The organism is Roseovarius faecimaris (assembly GCF_009762325.1).
In the GTDB taxonomy this organism is placed as follows: Bacteria; Pseudomonadota; Alphaproteobacteria; order Rhodobacterales; family Rhodobacteraceae; genus Roseovarius; species Roseovarius faecimaris.
In genome coordinates this window covers 3,167,951-3,187,208 of sequence record NZ_CP034348.1, presented here as the reverse complement: position 1 = coordinate 3,187,208, position 19,258 = coordinate 3,167,951, and the positions used below count along the sequence as shown (strand labels likewise).

General features: G+C 62.8%; 17 protein-coding genes and 1 tRNA gene. 10 read left to right on the top strand and 8 right to left on the bottom strand.

All coding sequences use genetic code 11. The features are described 5' to 3' along the window. Complete coding sequence (locus tag EI983_RS16030) at positions 1-2,880, bottom strand: monovalent cation/H+ antiporter subunit A (RefSeq protein ID WP_157708357.1); 2,880 nt, start codon at positions 2,878-2,880, stop codon at positions 1-3. A 305-nt stretch (positions 2,881-3,185) separates the two neighbouring features. On the opposite strand from EI983_RS16030, the gene EI983_RS16025 reads away from it, so the two are divergent. Genes EI983_RS16025 through EI983_RS16015 form a run of 3 tightly spaced genes read left to right on the top strand, consistent with a single transcriptional unit; the run spans position 3,186 to position 7,253 of the window. Beyond that, positions 3,186-3,842, top strand: a complete 657-nt coding sequence (locus EI983_RS16025; protein WP_157708356.1) for an ABC transporter ATP-binding protein — start codon at positions 3,186-3,188, stop codon at positions 3,840-3,842. Beyond that, positions 3,839-6,217, top strand: a complete 2,379-nt coding sequence (locus EI983_RS16020; protein WP_157708355.1) for an ABC transporter permease — start codon at positions 3,839-3,841, stop codon at positions 6,215-6,217. Before EI983_RS16025 ends, EI983_RS16020 begins: the two co-directional genes overlap by 4 nt. After that, complete coding sequence (locus EI983_RS16015; RefSeq protein WP_157708354.1) at positions 6,207-7,253, top strand: lipocalin-like domain-containing protein; 1,047 nt, start codon at positions 6,207-6,209, stop codon at positions 7,251-7,253. The genes EI983_RS16020 and EI983_RS16015 overlap by 11 nt, the downstream gene beginning before the upstream one ends. 77 nt (positions 7,254-7,330) lie before the next feature. Here EI983_RS16015 and EI983_RS16010 read toward each other — a convergent pair. Together EI983_RS16010 and EI983_RS16005 are read right to left on the bottom strand one after the other, a co-directional pair. Continuing rightward, positions 7,331-7,406 (bottom strand) — tRNA-Ala (locus tag EI983_RS16010). 84 nt (positions 7,407-7,490) lie between these two features. Beyond that, a complete protein-coding gene (locus tag EI983_RS16005; RefSeq protein ID WP_157708353.1) occupies positions 7,491-7,814 on the bottom strand; it encodes a TIGR02300 family protein in 324 nt (107 codons plus the stop codon). Between the two features lie 111 nt (positions 7,815-7,925). Here EI983_RS16005 and EI983_RS16000 point away from each other — a divergent pair, with 111 nt between their 5' ends. Together EI983_RS16000 and EI983_RS15995 are read left to right on the top strand one after the other, a co-directional pair. Continuing rightward, positions 7,926-8,618: a M48 family metallopeptidase gene (locus EI983_RS16000; protein ID WP_157708352.1), complete on the top strand. Its 693-nt coding sequence runs from the start codon at positions 7,926-7,928 to the stop codon at positions 8,616-8,618. Positions 8,619-8,650: 32 nt separating this feature from the next. After that, positions 8,651-9,298 carry a GntR family transcriptional regulator gene (locus EI983_RS15995; protein ID WP_157708351.1) on the top strand — a complete coding sequence of 216 codons (648 nt, stop codon included), beginning with the start codon at positions 8,651-8,653 and terminating at the stop codon, positions 9,296-9,298. 63 nt (positions 9,299-9,361) lie between these two features. Here the strand turns inward: EI983_RS15995 and EI983_RS15990 are convergent, their stop codons facing one another. The 3 genes from EI983_RS15990 to EI983_RS15980 all read right to left on the bottom strand — a co-directional run bounded on the left by EI983_RS15990 (position 9,362) and on the right by EI983_RS15980 (position 11,624). Further along, positions 9,362-10,324: an acetyl-CoA carboxylase carboxyltransferase subunit alpha gene (locus EI983_RS15990; RefSeq protein ID WP_157708350.1), complete on the bottom strand. Its 963-nt coding sequence runs from the start codon at positions 10,322-10,324 to the stop codon at positions 9,362-9,364. A gap of 61 nt (positions 10,325-10,385) precedes the next feature. After that, positions 10,386-11,003, bottom strand: coding sequence for a hypothetical protein (locus EI983_RS15985; RefSeq protein ID WP_157708349.1), 618 nt, complete (start codon positions 11,001-11,003; stop codon positions 10,386-10,388). A gap of 27 nt (positions 11,004-11,030) precedes the next feature. Continuing rightward, positions 11,031-11,624 (bottom strand): LysE family translocator, encoded by a 594-nt coding sequence (locus EI983_RS15980; protein WP_157708348.1) that lies wholly within the window; start codon positions 11,622-11,624, stop codon positions 11,031-11,033. 82 nt (positions 11,625-11,706) lie between these two features. Here EI983_RS15980 and EI983_RS15975 point away from each other — a divergent pair, with 82 nt between their 5' ends. From EI983_RS15975 to EI983_RS15960, 4 genes are all read left to right on the top strand, one after another. Next, entirely contained in the window at positions 11,707-12,150 is a 444-nt protein-coding gene (locus EI983_RS15975) for an Lrp/AsnC family transcriptional regulator (RefSeq protein WP_157708347.1), read from the top strand. A gap of 196 nt (positions 12,151-12,346) precedes the next feature. Beyond that, complete coding sequence (locus EI983_RS15970; protein WP_157708346.1) at positions 12,347-14,374, top strand: NADPH-dependent 2,4-dienoyl-CoA reductase; 2,028 nt, start codon at positions 12,347-12,349, stop codon at positions 14,372-14,374. A 299-nt stretch (positions 14,375-14,673) separates the two neighbouring features. Beyond that, a complete protein-coding gene (locus tag EI983_RS15965; RefSeq protein ID WP_157708345.1) occupies positions 14,674-15,579 on the top strand; it encodes a LysR family transcriptional regulator in 906 nt (301 codons plus the stop codon). A gap of 172 nt (positions 15,580-15,751) precedes the next feature. After that, positions 15,752-16,291 carry an NADPH-dependent FMN reductase gene (locus EI983_RS15960; protein WP_157708344.1) on the top strand — a complete coding sequence of 180 codons (540 nt, stop codon included), beginning with the start codon at positions 15,752-15,754 and terminating at the stop codon, positions 16,289-16,291. Between the two features lie 69 nt (positions 16,292-16,360). On the opposite strand, the gene amrS is transcribed toward EI983_RS15960, so the two are convergent. Further along, positions 16,361-17,479: an AmmeMemoRadiSam system radical SAM enzyme gene (amrS, locus tag EI983_RS15955; RefSeq protein ID WP_198389321.1), complete on the bottom strand. Its 1,119-nt coding sequence runs from the start codon at positions 17,477-17,479 to the stop codon at positions 16,361-16,363. On the opposite strand from amrS, the gene amrB reads away from it, so the two are divergent. Further along, the gene (gene amrB, locus EI983_RS15950; RefSeq protein WP_157708343.1) at positions 17,478-18,863 is read left to right on the top strand and encodes an AmmeMemoRadiSam system protein B; all 1,386 of its coding nucleotides are present in this window, start codon (positions 17,478-17,480) and stop codon (positions 18,861-18,863) included. The two genes, amrS and amrB, sit on opposite strands and share 2 nt — an antisense overlap. On the opposite strand, the gene EI983_RS15945 is transcribed toward amrB, so the two are convergent. Then, the gene (locus EI983_RS15945; RefSeq protein ID WP_157708342.1) at positions 18,860-19,249 is read right to left on the bottom strand and encodes a VOC family protein; all 390 of its coding nucleotides are present in this window, start codon (positions 19,247-19,249) and stop codon (positions 18,860-18,862) included. The two genes, amrB and EI983_RS15945, sit on opposite strands and share 4 nt — an antisense overlap. Positions 19,250-19,258 lie beyond the last annotated feature (9 nt).

Genomic DNA, 19,258 nt, shown 5'->3' with positions numbered 1-19,258 from the left:
TCACACGCCCTCCTTCGTGGTCTGCGGGGTGTCGGGCAGCGTGTCGTCCCTCGACGGGTCGATATCCATCGGATATTCGCTTTCGGTCATGTCCGCGCGCCGTGCAAGCCGCGAGAAGCTTTCAAGCGACAGCATCACCGCGCCGACCACCGCTAGGAACACGCCCAGATCAAAGAGCGCCGCCGTCGCCAGTTCAAACTTTTCAAACGGCGGGATGCGTACATAGGTGAAGTCAGAGGTCAGGAACGGCTTGCCCACGAACCACGATCCGATGCCGGTGAACCCGGCCACCAGAACGCCCGCGCCGATCACCCCGTGATAGGGATATTTCAGCCGCGCCGAGGTCCAGGCAAAACCGCTTGCCATGTATTGCATCACGACGGCAATCGAGACGATCAGGCCGGCGATAAAACCACCGCCCGGCTCGTTGTGCCCGCGCAGGAAGATGTAGAAGCCCACCATCAGCACCACCGGCATGATCACGCGCGTCAGCACCACCATCATCATCGGGTGCATATCGCCCGCGCGGGGCTGATCGGGCTCCCGGTTCAGAAGGCGTGCGCGCACCGGCCCGCTGAGTAGCGTTTCAGTGAGCGCATAGATCAGCAAGGCGGCGATCCCGAGAACGATAATCTCGCCATAGGTGTCAAAGCCCCGGAAGTCCACGAGGATAACATTGACCACGTTGGTGCCGCCACCGCCCTTGTAGGAATTGGCCAGGTGGAACTCGGAAATCGGTGTCGTCACCGCGTCGCGCAGAAGATAGTGATAGGCCAGCCCGAAGGTGGCCAGCCCGCCGACAATCGCCACCGCGGCGTCACGCAGGCGCTTGAACGGTGCGCTTTCCACCGGGGTGCGATTGGGCAGGAAATTCAGGGCCAGCAGCAGCAGGATGATCGTGACCACCTCAACGGTGAACTGCGTCATTGCCAGGTCGGGCGCGCTGAGGAAGACAAATCCGATGGAGACCATCAGACCCACGATGCCGATCAGGATCAGCGACAGGAAACGGTTGCGATGCAACGTGACCAGCCCGCAGGTTGCCGCGACGAGCATCGCCCAGCCCGCAATAGCCACCGGGCTGGCGGGTTGCAGGCTGCGGGTTGCCTCTGCGACGGTGCCGGTGCTCCAGGCGTGGTAACCGGCCGCAATGATCGCGACAGACCCGATTGCCGCGTAGCGGGTGAAGGCCCCGTTATGCAGCCCGTGGATAAACCAGCGCGCGGCGGCGGCGGCGGCCTCGACGATGGCCTCAAAGATGATCTTGGCCTCGGGGCGCGGCGCGGCGTCCCAGGCACGCAGGAGCGGCCTGAACAGCGCCAGCACGATCAGCCCGCCGACGACAGCCGCGATAGACATGAACAAGGCAGGCACCAGCCCGTGCCAGATCTTGATATACTTGGTTTCAAGCTTTGCGGCGTCCCCGATGACGGCATCCGCCACCAGGAATACGAAATTCTGCACCAGGAAGGGGGCGACGCCGATAACCACAACCAGGACCACGAGGATCGCGGGCGGCATCCATAACCCCGGGTTCGGATCGTGCGGCTTGGCCGGATAGTCGTCGCGTACCGGGCCAAGGAAGGTGTGCCCGATAAGCCGGAAGCAATATGCGGCCGAGAAAAGCGAGCCGACAACCGCCAGCACAGGCACAAGGTAATGCGAGCCGAAGAGTACGGTATGCGTGGTTTCCTCAAGCATCATTTCTTTCGACAGGAACCCGTTGAGCAAAGGGATACCCGCCATCGAAAGCGCGGCCAGCGTGGCGATGACAAAGGTGACGGGCATGAGCGTCCGCAACCCGCCCAGCAGGCGAATGTCGCGGGTCTTGGCCTCATGGTCCACAATCCCCGCCGACATGAAGAGGGCGGCCTTGAACGTGGCGTGGTTGAGAATGTGAAACACCGCCGCCAGCGCACCAAAAGCCGTCCCGGTGCCCAGAAGCATCGTGATCAGCCCGAGGTGACTGACCGTCGAAAAGGCCAGGAGTGCCTTCAGATCATGCTTGAAGAGCGCGATCACGGCCCCCAGGACCATCGTCACCAGCCCTGCGGAGGTCACGATCACGAACCATTCGGGCGTGCCCGACAGCACCGGCCACATCCGCGCCATAAGGAAAATTCCGGCCTTCACCATGGTGGCGGAATGCAGATAGGCCGAAACCGGCGTCGGAGCGGCCATCGCATGCGGCAGCCAGAAATGGAACGGGAATTGCGCGGATTTGGTGAAGCAGCCGAGCAGGATCAGGATCAGCGCCGGAAGGTAAAGCGGATCGGCCTGGATCAACTCACGGTTCTGCAGGATCACGCTCAGGTCATAGCTGCCTGCAATCTGTCCGAGCATCAGCATGCCCGCGATCATCGAAAGCCCGCCCATGCCGGTCACCGTCAGGGCCATGCGCGCGCCCTGGCGGCCTTCGGGCAGGTGCTTCCAATAGCCGATCAGCAGGAAGGATGAAAGCGAGGTGAGTTCCCAGAAAATCAACAAAAGCAGGATGTTATCGCTCAGTACAATCCCCACCATCGCGCCCTGGAACAGCAGCAGATAGGTAAAGAATTCGCCCATATTGTCATTGCGGCTCAGATAGTGGCGCGCATAGGCGACGATCAGGAGCCCGATACCCAGGATCAGAAAGGCGAAGAAGAACCCAAGCCCGTCAAGCATGAGCGTGAAATTGAGACCCAGCGACGGAACCCAATCGACCCTGGCCGTCACCATCTCTCCTGCGAGCACAGCGGGCAGGTTGGTCAACAGGCCGAGAAATGCCGCGAGCGATACGGTGAAGGTCACCCCGGCGCAGGCCGACCGACCGGCGGCGTTCATCAGCCCCGGAAGCAGCGCGCCGAAAAACGGCAAGGCAACGATAAAGAACAGGGACACGTCCAAAACCCTATCTATAGTGTTTCGCCGCTCGCCAGCGCATCCGGCGACCGGTGAAACATGTGCAACATCTACCCCTCCGGCTGCGCGGCGTCACGGGGCCTGTGCCCCGGTATCCCCCACCTCGGTCCAGATCGGTTCCCCTTGATGTAATGAATTATTAAGATTTGCAAAAAGAAATCGGGAATTTGAGGCTTCTATTGTGTCTCGAGTGCTGCGGTTGCGGGTGTCAGAGCGGCTCCGGGTGTTTTAGACCTGTCCCTTTGCGGGCGGTGCAATAGATTGTCCGGGGACCGAGGACCGCCATGCTGCTTGAGCTTCAGGATATTCAGAAATCATTCGGCTCCGGGGCCGCGCGCGTGCCGGTGCTGCGCGGTGTGAACCTGTCACTGGAGGCGGGTCAAACCCTCGCGCTCACCGGCGAGTCCGGCAGTGGCAAGAGCACCCTGATGCATATCACGGCCGGTCTCGATGTGCCGGATGCCGGTGCCGTTCGCTTTGCCGGGCAGGACCTTGTGCCGCTTGATGATCGGGCCCGCGCGGCCTATCGGCAGACAGAGATTGCGCTGGTCTTTCAGCAATTCAACCTCATTCCGTCGTTGACTGTGGCGGCCAATATCTCGTTTCAGGCGGCGCTATCGGGGCGGGTCGATCCCCCTTTTATCGAGCGGCTTACCGGCGCGCTTGGCCTCACCGGGCAGATGGAGAAATATCCCGAAGTGCTCTCGGGTGGGCAGCAACAGCGCGTGGCCATCGCGCGGGCGCTCGCGGCCAAGCCGCGGCTTCTGCTTGCCGATGAGCCGACGGGCAACCTTGATGAGTCAACGGCCATCGCGGTGTTGGATGAAATGCTCAGCCTCGTGGCGCAGACCGGCGCGGCCCTGATGGTGGTGACGCATTCACCGGCCATTGCCGCGCGCATGGACCGTGTGCTGCACCTGAGCGGCGGTCGCCTGACATGATCCGCGCCTGCCTTCTGGCGCTCCTGTCGCATTGGTGGCGCAACCCGTTGCAGCTTTTTGCGTATCTCGCCGGTCTGGCTCTGGCCACGGCGCTTTGGTCGGGTGTGCAGGCGATCAACGCCGAGGCGCGGGCGAGCTATGACGCCGCGGCCGCCACACTGGGCGAAGGTCAGTTTGACCAGCTTCTCCCGCGTCAGGGCGATGCGATCTCGCAAGAGGTTTACGTGGCGTTGCGCCGCGCCGGCTGGCTGGTCTCGCCGGTGGTCGAGGCTCGGATCGGCGGGGTGCGCCTTGTCGGACTCGATCCGCTGACCTCACCGACCGGATTGCGCGTTCTGGCCGCGGATGGTGTGGCGCCAGACACATTCCTTGGCAGCACACCCCGGCTCTTTGCGAATAGCGAGACAGCAGCGGCCCTTCCGGACCACATAGAGATCATCGTGGATGAGGGCGTGGCACCGGGCATTGCCCTGGGAGATATCGGGCATGTCCAGCGCATCCTTGAGCGTGATGATCTTTCGCGGCTCGTGGTGTTGCCTGAGCAACCTTTGGTACAGCCTGATCTGGCCGAAGTCGCTCCTCAGCTTGTCCTGCGCCCGTCCCGGCAGATGGCGGATGTGGCGCAGCTGACCGACAGTTTTCACCTCAACCTCACCGCCTTTGGCCTGCTCAGCTTTGCCGTTGGGCTGTTTATCGTGCACAGCACGATCGGCCTTGCCTTTGAACAACGCCGCGGGATGATCCGCACGTTGCGCGCGCTTGGCGTGCCGCTGCGTTCGCTCGTGGCGCTGATCTCTGCCGAGATGCTGCTGCTCGCAACCGTTGGGGCAATCCTGGGAATCGTGCTGGGCTATGGTGTGGCCGCGACGTTGCTGCCCGATGTCGCCCTGACGCTCGACGGGCTCTATGGTGCGCAGGTCTCTGGTACGCTGCGGATGCGCCCCGAATGGTGGCTATCGGGTTTTGTGCTGGCCATGTCTGGCGCGGCGCTGGCGCTGGCCGGGCGGCTCTGGCAGGTGGCGCGCATGCCGCTTCTGGCCAGCGTGCGCCCACGCGCCTGGGTGATGGCGACCGCTGCGCGTTTCCGGCTGCAAACCATCGGCGCGCTTGTCCTGCTTGCGCTTGCCGGATTGCTGGCCCTGACCGGTCAGGGGCTGCTGCCGGCCTTTGCCCTTCTGGGCTGTATGCTGATTGGCGCGGCCCTTGCGCTACCGGCGTGTGTCGTGCGGGTTCTTTCGTGGCTGGAACGCCGCGCCGGAGGTCCGGTCTGGCGCTGGTTCTGGGCGGACACGCGCCAACAGCTTCCGGGGCTGAGCCTGGCGCTGATGGCGCTGCTTCTGGCGGTCGCGGCCAATATCGGTGTGTCGACCATGGTTTCCAGTTTTCGGCTGACCTTCGTGGATTTTCTTGATCAGCGCCTCGCCTCCGAGCTTTTCGTGCAGGTGGAAACCGCCGACGAAAGCCGGGCGCTTGAGGCGTATCTGAGTGCGGAAGGTATCGAGACGCTGCCGCTCCTGTCGGCCCCTGCGGAACTGGCAGGGCGCCCTGGGCGGCTCTATGGTGTGCGGGTCGGCCCCACCTATCGCGAGAATTGGGCCTTTCTCGCCGCTACCCCTTCGGCCTGGGACAAGGTGGAAGCAGGTGAGGGGCTGGTGGTCAATGAACAGCTCGCGCGCCGCGCGGGCCTCTGGGTGGGCGATGTTTTGCAAATTGCGCCGGATCTGAGCCTGCCGATCACGGCAATCGTCGGTGACTACGGCAACCCGGAAGGTCAGGCGATGACCTCCGAGGCGCTGTTCAAGACGCTGCATCCCCGGCTTTTTGCCCAGCGTTTTGGCCTGCGCATACAGGGTGCGGGCGCCCTGCGCGCGGCGCTTTCGCAAAAGTTCGGACTACCCGCCAACGCCTTTACGGATCAGGCCGCGGTCAAGGCCGCCTCTCTTGAGGTGTTCGAGCGCACCTTTACCGTGACCGCTGCGCTGAACGTGCTCACCCTCGGGGTGGCGGGTTTTGCCATTTTGATGAGCCTGCTGACGCTGGCGGATATGCGTATCCCTCAGATTGCGCCGGTCTGGGCATTGGGGCTGACACGGCGGCGGCTCGGCTGGCTGGAACTGTCCCGCGCCATCGTGACGGCGGCGCTGGTCTTTGTCTGTGCGGTCCCGCTTGGCCTGGCGCTTGCCTGGGTGCTGCTGAGCATTGTCAATGTCGAAGCGTTCGGCTGGCAATTGCCGATGTACTTCTTCCCGGCCGATTACCTGCGTCTTGGAATTTACGCGCTTTGTGCCGCGGGTCTTGCCGCCTGTTGGCCCGCGCTTCGGTTGATGCGGACACCCCCCGCCACGCTTCTGAAGGTCTTTGCCAATGAGCGTTAGGATGCTTGCTTTTCTGCTCTGCCTCTGGCCTCTCACTCTCTTGGCGCAAGGGTTCTCCGGCCTGGGGTCCGAGGCCGAAAGCGGGTTTGCCTCCCCCGCCCCCAACCCCGTCTTCAGCTTTCCTGCCGATCATGGCCCGCATCCCGATTACCGGATCGAGTGGTGGTATCTCACCGCCAATCTCACGGGCCCGGACGGGACCGAGTATGGCCTGCAATGGACGCTCTTCCGCTCGGCCCTCGCAGCGGGCGAGGCCGCAGGCTGGGCGTCGCCGCAAATCTGGTTTGCCCATGCCGCTGTGACCACTCCCCAAACGCATTTCGCCGCAGAGCGTTTTGCCCGTGGCGGGATTGGTCAGGCCGGGGTCACACCTGCGCCATTCCGCGCCTGGATTGACGAATGGGTGCTTGAGGGTCCCGATTTCGACCGCCTGCGGCTGCGCGCGGCGGGGCCGGATTTTGCCTATGACATGGCGCTCACGGCGAAGGGCCCGCTGGTGTTTCATGGGGAAGGCGGATTTTCGGTCAAATCCGCCGAGGGGCAGGCCAGCTATTATTATTCGCAGCCCTTCTTCGAGATTGACGGGACGCTGACGCTGCCCTCGGGCGCGGTGCCGGTGAGCGGGCAAGCCTGGCTGGACAGGGAATGGTCATCCCAGCCCTTGTCGGACACGCAATCTGGCTGGGACTGGTTTTCTCTGACGTTCGACACTGGTGCCAAGCTGATGGGGTTTCAACTGCGGCAGACCGACGGGGCGCGCTACAGTTCGGCGACATGGATCGCACCGGACGGGGCCAGCACGGCCTTCGCCGATGGCGCGTTTTTTGCCGCACCGCTTCAGACCACATCGGTGGCCGGGCGCGATCTGCCCACCCGGTGGCAGGTGCGGCTGCCGTCGCGCGGCGTGGATGTGACCGTGGCGGCGATCAATCCGGGGGCGTGGATGGGCCTGTCCATTCCCTATTGGGAGGGGCCTGTCACGGTCGAGGGAAGTCATTCCGGTCGCGGCTATCTTGAGATGACGGGATATGACTGAGTTTTCCTGAGCCCACAGCTCAAATGACGCCCATCAACGGGTTCTGCCGCTGGGTTCGTTGATTTGAGGGAAGGATTTGGTGGAGCCTAGGGGGATCGAACCCCTGACCTCTTGCATGCCATGCAAGCGCTCTCCCAGCTGAGCTAAGGCCCCAATCGCGCAGGCGTCTCCGCCCGTCGACGCGTATTAGGCAAAGCGGCGGGCGGGATCAAGGGAAAAATCCCGCCCTTCGCGCAATCAATCGTCGCTGTCATCCGACGCGACATCGGCGATCTCGTCGAGCGAGACGCTGTCATCATCGTCGTCGTCTTCAAGCACGTCATCGCCCAGATCGACATCGACATCATCGTCCAGAACATCGGCATCGGTATCGACATCGGCCTCGGCCATTTTCTTGGTCTCGGCATCTTCGTCGTCTGCGGTGATCGACCGGCTCTTGCCGGTGTCCAGCTCGACAACTTCACCGGTATAGGGGCTGACGATCGGATCCTTGTTCAGATCGTAGAACCGCTTTCCGGTGGTCGGGCAAAGGCGCTTTACACCCCATTCTTCCTTGGGCATGGGAGGTCCCTTTCATCTCTTATCTTGCGATGGGTCTGCGTCCCCTGCCATAACCGGTCACGGGTGTCAAAGGCTTTGAGAACAGGCGCCATCATAGTGACAGGAGGCCATATGGGCCAACACATCCTTCCGGGCAACCCCCCTTTGGCCGTGACCCTCCGGCAATCGGCGCGTGCGCGCCGGATTTCGCTGCGTGTCTCTGGGCTTGACGGCAAGGTGACCCTGACGATCCCGCGTGGTGTGCGCGAGGGAGAGGCGCTGGATTTCGCCCGAGAGAAGGAAGCGTGGTTGCGCACCCAACTGAGCCAGCGTGCCGCGCCGATCCTGGTTGGCGAAGGGGTCAGCCTGCCGGTGGACGGCATCCCGCGGCGAATCGTGATGGCCGGTGGGCGCACTGTGCGGCTGACGGGTGATGAGGTGCTGGTTGGGGGCGCCCCTGACACTGCCGGTGCCCGGCTCCAGGCCTGGCTGAAACAACGGGCGCGGGGCAGGCTGGCTGCGGCGTCCGATGTGTATGCGGCAGAGCTTGGCGTGCGCTTTGATCGCCTGACATTGCGCGATACGCGGTCGCGCTGGGGATCGTGTTCCGCGCGGGGCGGGCTTATGTATTCCTGGCGGCTCGTTCTCGCCCCGCCCGAGGTGCTTGATTATGTCGCCGCGCATGAGGTGGCGCATCTGCGCGAGATGAATCATTCACCGGCCTTTTGGTCGGTTGTGGCGCAGCTTTGCCCCGGCTATGAGGCCCCGCGGCGATGGTTGCGCGAAAATGGCGCAGCGCTGCACCGCTACCGCTTTGGCAATTGACGCAGGCCGCGTTTGTGATCACAAATGCAGTCATGCTTTACCCCACCCGCCCTGATCCGGAACCCTCTGCTCATGATCGTGTGTATCGGGGGCTGCGAGGGCGTGTCATGCATGGCGAAATCGGGCCGGGCCAACCGCTGACGATTCGCGGAATAGGGGCCGAATACGGCGTATCGATGACGCCCGCGCGTGAGGCTGTGCGGCGCCTGTCGGCCGAAGGCGCGCTGACACTGTCGCATTCAGGCCGCGTCTCAACCCCGGAGTTGACCAATGAGCGGATCGAGGAACTCGCCTCCCTGCGCTCCCTGATCGAGGTGGAACTGGCAAGCCGTGCGCTCCCGCGGGCGCATATTGCGCTGATCGATCGGCTGCACAGCATAAATACCCGGATTTCCGAGGATATCGCCCGGCATGATGCCGTGGCTTACATCAAGCGGAACCTGGAGTTTCACCGCACGCTCTATTTGCGTGCGCAGGCCCCTGCGATGCTGGCGATGGCGGAAACGGTCTGGCTGCAACTGGGGCCGACGATGCGGGTGCTTTATGGTCGGCTCGACCGAAAGGAAGCACCGCGCTATCACCGACTGATTATCGGAGCGCTCAAAGCCGGAGACGAGCCGGGCCTGCGACTGGCGGTGCGTTCGGACGTGACCGAAGGCTTGAGGATGCTCAAGGGCTGACCCCGGAACCCGCAGATTTTTCGTACGAAAAATCTTCTACTTGAGAAAATTCGTACGAATTTTCTATGCCGCGAGTACCTGATTTCCCATTTTCAGGAATTTCTGGCGCCGGTCCTTCACAAGTGCCTCGCGCTTTTGACCATTCAGCTCACCCAGCATATCCTCAAGCGCCTTGCCCACCGCCTTGATCGCCGCTTGCGGATCACGATGCGCCCCTCCGAGAGGTTCATTGATGATCTTGTCAGCCACGCCAAGCTTGGTGAGATCTTGCGCGGTCAGCCGAAGCGCTTCGGCGGCCTCGCGCATTTTCTCGGCATCTTTCCACAGGATCGAAGCACAGCCTTCGGGGCTGATCACCGAATAGATCGAATGCTCCAGCATCGCCACGCGATTGGCGCTGGCGAAGGCCACCGCCCCGCCGGAGCCGCCTTCGCCGATGATCACCGACAGGAGCGGCACGCCGATGCTCAGGCATTTTTCCGTTGCCCGCGCAATCGCCTCGGATTGCCCGCGCTCCTCGGCCCCTTTCCCGGGATAGGCGCCGGGTGTGTCGACAAGTGTGATCACCGGCAGGTTAAACCGGTCGGCGAGATCCATCAGGCGGATCGCCTTGCGATAGCCTTCGGGGCGCGCCATGCCAAAATTACGCTCGATGCGCGATTTGGTGTCATTGCCTTTCTCATGGCCGATGACGACCACGGACCGGTCACCGAGACGTGCGAGGCCGCCCATGACCGACAGGTCATCGGCAAAGTTCCGGTCGCCCGCGAGAGGGGTGTATTCGCTGAACAGACCGTCGATGTAATCGCGGCAATGCGGTCGGTCCGGGTGCCGTGCCACCTGGCATTTGCGCCAGGGGGTCAGCTCTTTGTAGAGGTCCCGGAGCATATCGGCGGCCTTCTTGTCCAATGCTCCCGCTTCGTCGGTCACATCCATCTCTTCGTTTTGCCGGGCCAGTGCGCGCAGCTCTTCGGCCTTGCCTTCGATCTCCGCGAGCGGCTTTTCAAAATCGAGATAGTTGGTCATTGGACACTCCGTATCTAACGCCTGGATATATGGCCGCAGCGGGGACGATTTGCAATCCGTGTCAAAGCCGCGACAGAGCGGCGCACAGGGCCAGCTCGGGCGAGGCGAGCACGGGGATGCTCAGGTCGCGCAGCAGGTCCGCGGCTCCGGCCATGGATGCCTGCGCCAGGACAATGCTTCCCAGCCCGGGCAATTGCGCCGCCACATGGCGGATTTCGGCGGCAATCCCTATGGCGAATGCCTGTGTCTCGCCTGCCTCGAAAAGCGGCCAGAGCGCGTTGAGCGGCAGAGGGTGCACAGGGGCAGGCCGGTCGGCGCGGGCCAGCTCGGCCTCCAGCAGGCTCAGGCTCGGCGCAAGCGTGCTCTCAAGGCAGTACGCCATCAGAATATCACCCGGCAGGGCGGCGGCGGCCTGCATCATCGGCTGGTCGATGCGGATCGCCCCGGCATCCGCGGCGACCGGCCCCAACGTGGTGCAGGTGCAGAGAGTGAGGCCGGGAGCTGTTTCGATGAGCGTTGCGATCTCGGACCGCAGCACGTCATTGATACCATGTCGCGCACGGTCCAGCAGGTCCTTGCGCACGATATGGTGCAGCCCCCGGCCGGGCGCGATCCGGTCGCGCAGCGTGTCGAACGTGATGCGATGGGCTTCGGCGGTATGCAGCAAGGTCAGGGTCATGACGCGGCGCCTATCATGCCGCCGCGTTCAGGGCCAGAGCACCGGGATCAGTGTCGCCACCAGAAGACCGGCCATGATCGTATTGAAGATCCGCAACATACGCGGCGTCTTGAGAAAGCGGCTGAGTTGCTGGCCGAGCAGCGTCCAGCTCGTTGTCGATATGCAGGACACACCCAGATAGGTGGCGGCGACCCAGAGCACGGCAGGCATGTCGCGGCTGGCGGCATAGAGCGTGACAGCCGACAGGACCATCGTCCAGGCCTTGGGATTGACCCATTGGAAGGCGGCGGCTTGCAGGAAGGTCAGTGGTGTGCCCGTGGCCTCACCGGCCTTGGGTGGTGCGGCATGTGCGATCTTCCAGGCCAGCCAGAGCAGATAGGCGACACTCAGCACCTTCAGAATGGTGTAGCTCATCGGAAAGCGGTCGAAGAGCTGCATGACGCCCGTGCCCACCAACACCACCATGATCGGCATACCAAGTCCGATGCCCGCCATGTGCGGCAGTGTCCGGCGAAAGCCGAAATTGGCCCCGGAGGCCATGAGCATCAGGTTGTTCGGCCCCGGAGTGATCACGGTGACGAAGGCGAAGGTGAGAAGGGCGGCGAAGAGATCACTGGTCATGTGAGCAACCTTATGCATAATAAAGCGCAGTGAAATTGTGATTTGTTGATGCAAATGAGAAAAATCACAATAAAATGCTGTCATGGATCAGATAAACAAAAATATATTGCAAGAACTTGGGCAAAACGGCCGGATCAGCAATCTGGAGCTTGCCGATAAGGTGGGCCTTTCCCCTTCGGCCTGTCTGCGCCGGGTGCAGGATCTGGAACGGCGCGGCGTTATCAGGGGCTATCGGGTTGTGCTGGATAAATCCGCGCTTGGCGCCGGGTTTGTGGCCTATGCGGCGGTCGGGCTGAATTCGCACACGAAAGCGAGCCAGGAAGCGTTCGAGCGGGCCATGGCCGTGGCTCCGGAAGTGGTGGAATGCCACAACATCACCGGAACGGTGGAGTATCTTCTGCGGATCGAGGTGGCGGATCTTGCCGCCTACAAGTCCTTTCATACGGATGTGATCGGAACCCTGCCGCAGGTCAATTCGATCACCTCTTATGTGGTCATGGGGTCGCCCAAGGATGAGCGGGCGTGATCCAAAGGAGTGCGTCCGCACGCTCTTATTCCGGCAGTGTCGAGGCAACGCCCCATCGCCGGGTGGTGGCGCGTCTGGCGGCGGGGGCATGAGTATTTCGGGAAAGATGAAAGATGGGTGGCGGTGTAACGTTGCGTTTGGGGTGACAAATCAGCAGGCGCACGGCAGGGTGGCGCGCGAAGAATAGGAGACTGACATGGGTGATTACAGCCATCTGCTCGCGCCGCTGGACCTGGGCCATGTGACGCTGAAGAACCGGGTCCTGATGGGGTCCATGCATACCGGGCTTGAAGAGACGAAGGATTGGAACCGTGTGGCGGAGTTCTATGCCGAGCGCGCGCGGGGCGGTGTCGGGCTGATGGTCACAGGCGGGATGGCGCCGAACCGGGAAGGCGGGGTATTTCCCGGTGCGGCGGGTCTGTTTTCGGACGAGGATATTGCAAATCACCGCGTGGTCACCGACCGGGTGCATGATGCAGACGGGCGCATTGCGATGCAGATCCTTCATGCCGGCCGCTACGCCTATGGGCCGAAATGCCTGGCCCCTAGCCCGATCAAGTCGCCGATTTCACCCTTTCCGCCGAAAGAGCTGGATGAGGACGGGATCGAGAAGCAGATCGCCGACATCGTCACCGCGGCGGTCAGGGCGCGCGAGGCGGGGTATGACGGCGTCGAGGTCATGGGCTCCGAGGGGTATTTCATCAATCAGTTCCTCGTGACCCATACCAACAAGCGGGAGGATCGTTGGGGCGGCTCCTACGAAAACCGGATGCGGTTGCCGATCGAGATCGTGCGCCGCACACGGGAAGCGGTGGGCGAAGACTTCATCATCATCTACCGGCTGTCGATGATCGATCTGGTGCCGAACGGGTCCACCTTCGATGAGGTGATCCAGCTGGCGCAGGAGATTGAGGCGGCGGGTGCAAGTCTTATCAATACCGGCATCGGCTGGCACGAGGCGCGCATTCCCACAATTGCGACCAGCGTTCCACGCGCGGCCTTCACCTGGGTCACCAAGAAGCTGATGGGGCAGGTGGGTATCCCGGTGATCACCTCAAACCGCATCAACACGCCCGAGGTGGCCGAGGCGGTGCTGGCCGAGGGGGCGGCGGATATGGTGAGCATGGCGCGTCCTTTCCTGGCCGATGCGCATTTCGTGGCCAAGGCGGCGGCGGGTCGGGCCGAGACGATCGCGCCCTGCATTGCCTGCAACCAGGCCTGCCTGGATCATACGTTCTCGGGCAAGCTGAGCTCGTGCCTGGTGAATCCGCGCGCCTGTTCCGAGACCGAGCTGGTGATTGCCCCTGCCGCAGAGCCCAGACGCATTGCCGTTGTGGGGGCGGGGCCTGCGGGCCTCTCGGCGGCGATGACGGCGGCGGAGCGGGGGCATGAGGTCACGCTCTTTGACCGCGCCGATGAGATCGGCGGACAGCTCAACATGGCGCGTGTGATCCCTGGCAAGGAGGAATTTCACGGGCTGGTCGCCTGGTTCGAGACCATGGTGAAAGAGCTGGGCGTGGATGTGCAGCTGGGCCGGGAGGTCAGCGCGGATGATCTTGGCGGCTATGACGAGGTGATCATTGCCACAGGAGTGGTGCCGCGCGATCCGGGCATTCCGGGGCAGGACGGCCCGAATGTGCTGAGCTATATCGACGTGCTGCGCGGCGGGGCCGAGGTTGGCGCGCGCGTGGCCATTGTCGGGGCAGGCGGGATTGGCTTCGACGTGGCGGAGTTTCTCGTGCAGGACGGGGAAAGCCCGACGCTGCATCTTGAGGAGTGGAAAGAGGAATGGGGCATTGGCGATCCTGCCCGGACACGCGGCGGGTTGGCGCCTGAAGGGCCAAAGCCGGAAGCCCCGGCACGGGCCATCACGCTTCTGCAGCGCAAGGCCGAGGCGCCGGGCAAGCGGCTGGGCAAGACAACCGGCTGGATTCACCGCGCGGCGCTGCGCATGAAAGGCGTGAAAATGATGGGTGGGGTCAACTATGAGCGGATCGAGGCAAACGGCCTCATGGTGTCGAGCGGTAACGCCCGCGAAAACCCGCAGTTGATCGAAGCGGATACGATTGTGCTTTGCGCCGGGCAATTGCCGGAGCGGAGCCTTGCGGATGCGCTGGCGGAAAAGGGCATTGCCTGTCATGTGATTGGCGGGGCGGATGTCGCCGCAGAGCTGGATGCAAAGCGCGCCATCAATCAGGGGACACGCCTGGCGGCCTCTCTGTAACGAGAGGCGCGCCGTCCCTTCGGATAGGCCCTGCACGGATTGTCCGCCCCCGGAATGAGGCGAGGCGCGGATCAGGGGCCTCGTTGCGGCGGCAAACGCTTTCGTTGTGCGCCCTGCCTTTGATCAATCGGTGATTGCGTCGCCCGGTGGTCTCTCGAATGCACGGGAAACGCCTGTTTCGCTGTTTCCATGCCCAGAACGATCCCTTACAAAACCCAGATATTGTCTGGCGCTCGCCGCAGTTGTGCCCGATTTTCCCATCATACCTGTGCTCAACCAAACGAACAGAGGTATCGAGTATGGATCGCCTGACCGAAATGGAAGCTTTTGCCACTGTGGTGGATCAGGGCGGCTTTACGGATGCGGCCCGGAAGATGGGCATTTCCAAATCCGCCGTGTCAAAGCACGTCTCCTCGCTGGAGGCCCGCCTCGGCGCGCGCCTGCTCAATCGGACGACCCGTCGCGTAAGCCCGACAGAGATCGGCCTGGCCTATTATGACCGGGCCTTGCGGGTGCTGAATGACGCCGGGGAGGCGGATGCGCTGGTGTCGTCCATGCAATCGGATCCCTCGGGACTGCTGCGTATCTCAGTGGCCACGGATTTCGGGGTCAATCATCTCTCGCCGGTGCTTGGTGAATTTCTTGATGAATTCCCGGATATTACGGTCAATATGGTGCTGAACAACCGGTATGTGGAACTGATCAGCGAAGGCTTTGATATGGCCATTCGCATCGGGGAGCTGGAAGACAGTTCCTTGCGGGCGCGCAAACTGACCGAGACCACAAAGCGGATGATCGCCAGCCCGAATTACCTGCAGAAATACGGCCGCCCGATGAAGATCGACGATCTCAACGATCACAAGCTGCTGCATTACTCCAGCCAGGCGAATGGCTCGGTCTGGAAGCTTACCGCACCGTCGGGCGAGAAACGTCAGGTGCGCACTGCGGGCGGGTTGAGCGTGAATGACGGCCAGAGCCTGCTCAATGCGGCGATTTCGGGTCTGGGCATCGCCTATCTGCCCAGCTTTCTTTATGCCGATGCCCTGGAAAAGGGCCTTGTCGAGGACGTGATCCCTGATTTGCCGATGGAAACCCAGGGCATCTATGCGGTTTATCCTCCGGGCCGGTTCACACAGCCCAAGGTCCGGGCCTTCATCGACTTTCTGGTGCGTGCCTTCGCAGACAAGGGCCCGACCGACTGGTAAGGCCCAAACAGGACCACTTATCAAAACCCTCGGATGCCCGTGCATCCGGGGGTTTTGTGCGTCTGCGGCCCGTTGTGTGTGAATATGTCCCTTATTGTGCACTGATGAAGGTTGCTTGGACACGGGATTGCGCCACATTAGCGCAAACACCGATGTAAAGAGGTCTTCACACATGAGTGCTCCAAAACTCCTCGCCATCTCCGGCAGCCTGCGCGCCGGGTCGTACAACCGCAAACTTCTGGCGCAGGCGGTGGATGCTTTCGGTGAGGCCGAGGTTATGCAGGCCGATCTGAACCTGCCGCTCTATGACGGTGATCTGGAAGACGCCGAAGGTATACCGGAAGCGGTACAGGTTCTTGCCGATCAGGTTGCGGCGGCGGACGCCATCGTGATCGCGTCTCCCGAATATAACAAAGGTATTCCCGGCGTGCTCAAGAACGCGCTGGACTGGGTCAGCCGCGTGCCCGGGGCAGTGCTGGCGGACAAACCCACCGTTGTGATCTCGGCCGCGGCCGGGCGCACGGGTGGCGAAACCGCGCAATTCATGGTGATGCATTGCCTCGCGCAGTTGCAGGTGCGGCTGATCCCCGGCCCTCAGGTTCTGGTCGCGGCCGCGCAGAACGCCTTCGATGACGAAGGTCGGCTTGTCGAAGAGCGCAATGCCAAGGCGGTGGCGGGGCGGATGAAGAAACTGCGCGCCGAAGTGACCTGATCCCGGGGCTTCTCCCGCCTCGGGCGCGGCGGTCCGGCAAGGCGCACCCGCACGCGGGTGCCGCGCGGCTCAGACCTCGACCATCCGCAGGGGGCGCCGCTTTCTGCCCCAGGTGCCGGGCGCGCCGGTGATGCGTCCGGGAAAACCGGTGCCGCAGACCACGCAGGCCCCGTGATCGTCAAGCGCCCAGCCCGACAGCTCATACCAGTCGCGCCCGATCACCTCCGCCCCGCAGCCCGAGCAATAGCTCGACTGAGCCCCCTTGTGGTGCACATTGCCGATATAGACATGATGCAGCCCCGCCGCCTTCGCTATTCCGCGCGCGTTTAGCAAGGTTTCAACGGGTGTGCGCGGGTGGTGCATCATCCGGTGATCGGGGTGAAAAGCCGAGAAATGCAGTGGCACGTCTGGTCCGCAGGTCTCCAGCACCCAAGCGCTCAGTGCCTCCAGCTCGGCGGCGCTGTCATTCTCGCCTGGTATGAGGAGCGTGGTCAGCTCGACCCAGCAATCGGTTTCTTGCACGGCATAGCGGATACAGTCCAGAACCGGGCCGATCTCGGAGCCTGTGAGCTTGCGATAAAACTCAGGCGAGAACGCCTTGAGGTCGATATTCGCCGCATCCATATGCGCAAAGAACTCCGCACGCGGAGCATCGCAGACATAGCCCGCCGTGACGGCAACGGATTTCACCCCCGCATCGCGGCAGGCCATTGCCGTATCCACCGCATATTCGTGAAAGATCACCGGATCATTATAGGTAAACGCCACGGCGGTGCATGCTTGGGTCCGGGCCACCTCGGCAATTCGCGCGGGCGAGGCCTCATGGGCGAGGCTGTCCACCTCGCGGCTTTTCGAAATTTCATGATTCTGGCAGAATTTGCAGGCCAGGTTACACCCCGCCGTGCCAAAGCTCAGCACCGGCGTGCCGGGGTGAAAATGGTTGAGCGGTTTTTTCTCGATCGGATCGATGCAGAATCCGGTTGAACGGCCATAGGTGTCGAGCACCATCCCGTCGTTCTGGCGCATCCGCACAAAGCACATGCCGCGCTGCCCCTCGCGCAGGCTGCAATAGCGCGGGCACAGCTCACAGCGCAGGCGGCCATCCTCTTGCATTTGAGCGAATTTGCCGGGGTGCATGGCGCTCCCATGGGTTTTCGAACGGGCAGGTCGGGCGTAGGATAGCCGCATGACACCCCCTGTGAAAGAGACCCCGCGCAGCGCCGTGATGGCAGGTCGGTTCTTCCCCGCCGAACCCGCCCGATTGGCGCAAGCGGTCGAGGATGCTTTGCCGACGCTGCCCTTGGCCGGGACAGCAGCACCCTGTGCGGTGATCTCGCCGCATGCGGGGTATCGGTTCTCGGGTCATCTGGCCGGGGCGGCGCTGGCGGCCACCGCATCCGCCAGCCCCCGCAGTGCCGTGATCCTGTCGCCCTCGCACCGGCATGGCTTTGCCGGTCTGGCTTTGCCCAGCGCCTCAGGCTACCGGATGCCGGGCTTTGACATAAAGATCGACGCCGCCGCCCGCGCGGCGCTTGTGGACGCAAAGCTTGCCCATGTCGAAGACGCGGCCCATGATCAGGAACATGGGATCGAGACGCAGCTTCCTTTCCTTCATCACCTGCATCCGGATACTGAAATCATTCCTGTGGTGATCGGTCGGGCCACGGCCGATGATGTTGCCCGCTTGGTCGACTACCTGGCCACCCGGTCTGAGAAGCCGCCGCTTTTCGTGTTGTCGAGCGACCTGAGCCATTTTCTCACCCTCGACAAGGCCAGGGCACATGATGCCGAGGCCGCGAAGCTGATCGAGACGGGGCAGAGCCACAAGCTCACCCCGGCACATGCCTGCGGGTCGCGGGCGATCAAGGGCTTTCTGGCCTCCCGCTTCGGTCAGGGCATGCGGCTGCAGCGGCTTGGCATGGCCAATTCCCACCGCGCCACAGGCGACAGCAGCCGAACGGTGGGCTACGGTGCCTGGGGACTTTACGACAGCACCGCTGAGATCTTGGCCCCGCCGCTGCGCAGTGCAATGCTGACCGCCGCGCGCCAGGCGTTGCGGTCATATCTCGCCAAAGGGCGGATGCCCGAGGTCCGGGTCGCAAGCTTTGCGGCGGAACTTCAGACCCATGCCGCCGCCTTTGTGTCCCTGCAAAGCGCCGGCAGGTTGCGCGGCTGTATCGGCTCGCTTGCCGCGCATCGCCCGCTGATTGCCGATGTGGTGGAAAACGCGATCAAGGCCGCCTCTCAGGATCCGCGCTTTGCGCCTCTGACGGCAGAGGAGCTGGACGGCGTGACACTCAAGATCGCGGTCCTGTCACCGGCGCGTGCGATGCGGTTTTCCAGTCAGGACGATCTGGAAACGCAGCTCACCCCGGGCCGCGACGGTCTGATCCTCACGGATGGGCGTCACCGCGGCACGTTTCTTCCGATGGTCTGGGACAGTCTTGAAACCCCACGCGCGTTTGTCGATGGGCTCAAGCTCAAGGCCGGTCTGCCGCGTGAACACTGGAGCGATACAGTGCAGGTGCACCGGTTCTGTGCCGAGAGTTTTTCCGAACCTGACGGCGTTTAAGCCGGTTGGGAAATCTCGATCAGGTTCCCATCGGGATCACGCAGATAAAGCGACATGATCGGCCCCGCGGCCCCGGTGCGCGGCACGGGGCCGTCTTCGACGGGAATCCCCTGTCTGGTCAGATGCGCCTGCCAGTCCGTGAGGGATGTGTCCGTCAGAAAGCACAGGTCGGCCGTGCCCGGCCCGGGCGCACGTTCCTTGGGCTCCAGTTCCTGCCCGGCAAGATGCAGATTGATCTTCTGCACGCCGAAGCGCAGCGCATATCTTGGAGGCGCGCCAAAGGTGACAAGCTCCATGCCAAGCACATCGCGGTAAAAGGTGATTGTCCGGTCAAACTCGGCCACGGTGAGCACGAGATGGTCGAGTGAGGTCACATGCGGTTGCATTTCGGCATT

Excerpts from the sequence above, each read along its gene's own strand:
- EI983_RS16000 (WP_157708352.1), top strand. The coding sequence starts at position 7,926 with ATGGGCCAACACATCCTTCCGGGCAACCCCCCTTTGGCCGTGACCCTC.
- EI983_RS15980 (WP_157708348.1), bottom strand. The coding sequence starts at position 11,624 with ATGACCAGTGATCTCTTCGCCGCCCTTCTCACCTTCGCCTTCGTCACC.
- EI983_RS16025 (WP_157708356.1), top strand. The coding sequence starts at position 3,186 with ATGCTGCTTGAGCTTCAGGATATTCAGAAATCATTCGGCTCCGGGGCC.
- EI983_RS15970 (WP_157708346.1), top strand. The coding sequence starts at position 12,347 with ATGGGTGATTACAGCCATCTGCTCGCGCCGCTGGACCTGGGCCATGTG.
- amrS (WP_198389321.1), bottom strand. The coding sequence starts at position 17,479 with ATGCGGCTATCCTACGCCCGACCTGCCCGTTCGAAAACCCATGGGAGC.
- EI983_RS15985 (WP_157708349.1), bottom strand. The coding sequence starts at position 11,003 with ATGACCCTGACCTTGCTGCATACCGCCGAAGCCCATCGCATCACGTTC.
- EI983_RS15965 (WP_157708345.1), top strand. The coding sequence starts at position 14,674 with ATGGATCGCCTGACCGAAATGGAAGCTTTTGCCACTGTGGTGGATCAG.
- EI983_RS15990 (WP_157708350.1), bottom strand. The coding sequence starts at position 10,324 with ATGACCAACTATCTCGATTTTGAAAAGCCGCTCGCGGAGATCGAAGGC.
- EI983_RS16020 (WP_157708355.1), top strand. The coding sequence starts at position 3,839 with ATGATCCGCGCCTGCCTTCTGGCGCTCCTGTCGCATTGGTGGCGCAAC.
- amrB (WP_157708343.1), top strand. The coding sequence starts at position 17,478 with ATGACACCCCCTGTGAAAGAGACCCCGCGCAGCGCCGTGATGGCAGGT.
- EI983_RS15975 (WP_157708347.1), top strand. The coding sequence starts at position 11,707 with ATGGATCAGATAAACAAAAATATATTGCAAGAACTTGGGCAAAACGGC.
- EI983_RS15960 (WP_157708344.1), top strand. The coding sequence starts at position 15,752 with ATGAGTGCTCCAAAACTCCTCGCCATCTCCGGCAGCCTGCGCGCCGGG.
- EI983_RS15945 (WP_157708342.1), bottom strand. The coding sequence starts at position 19,249 with ATGCAACCGCATGTGACCTCACTCGACCATCTCGTGCTCACCGTGGCC.
- EI983_RS16015 (WP_157708354.1), top strand. The coding sequence starts at position 6,207 with ATGAGCGTTAGGATGCTTGCTTTTCTGCTCTGCCTCTGGCCTCTCACT.
- EI983_RS16005 (WP_157708353.1), bottom strand. The coding sequence starts at position 7,814 with ATGCCCAAGGAAGAATGGGGTGTAAAGCGCCTTTGCCCGACCACCGGA.
- EI983_RS15995 (WP_157708351.1), top strand. The coding sequence starts at position 8,651 with ATGCTTTACCCCACCCGCCCTGATCCGGAACCCTCTGCTCATGATCGT.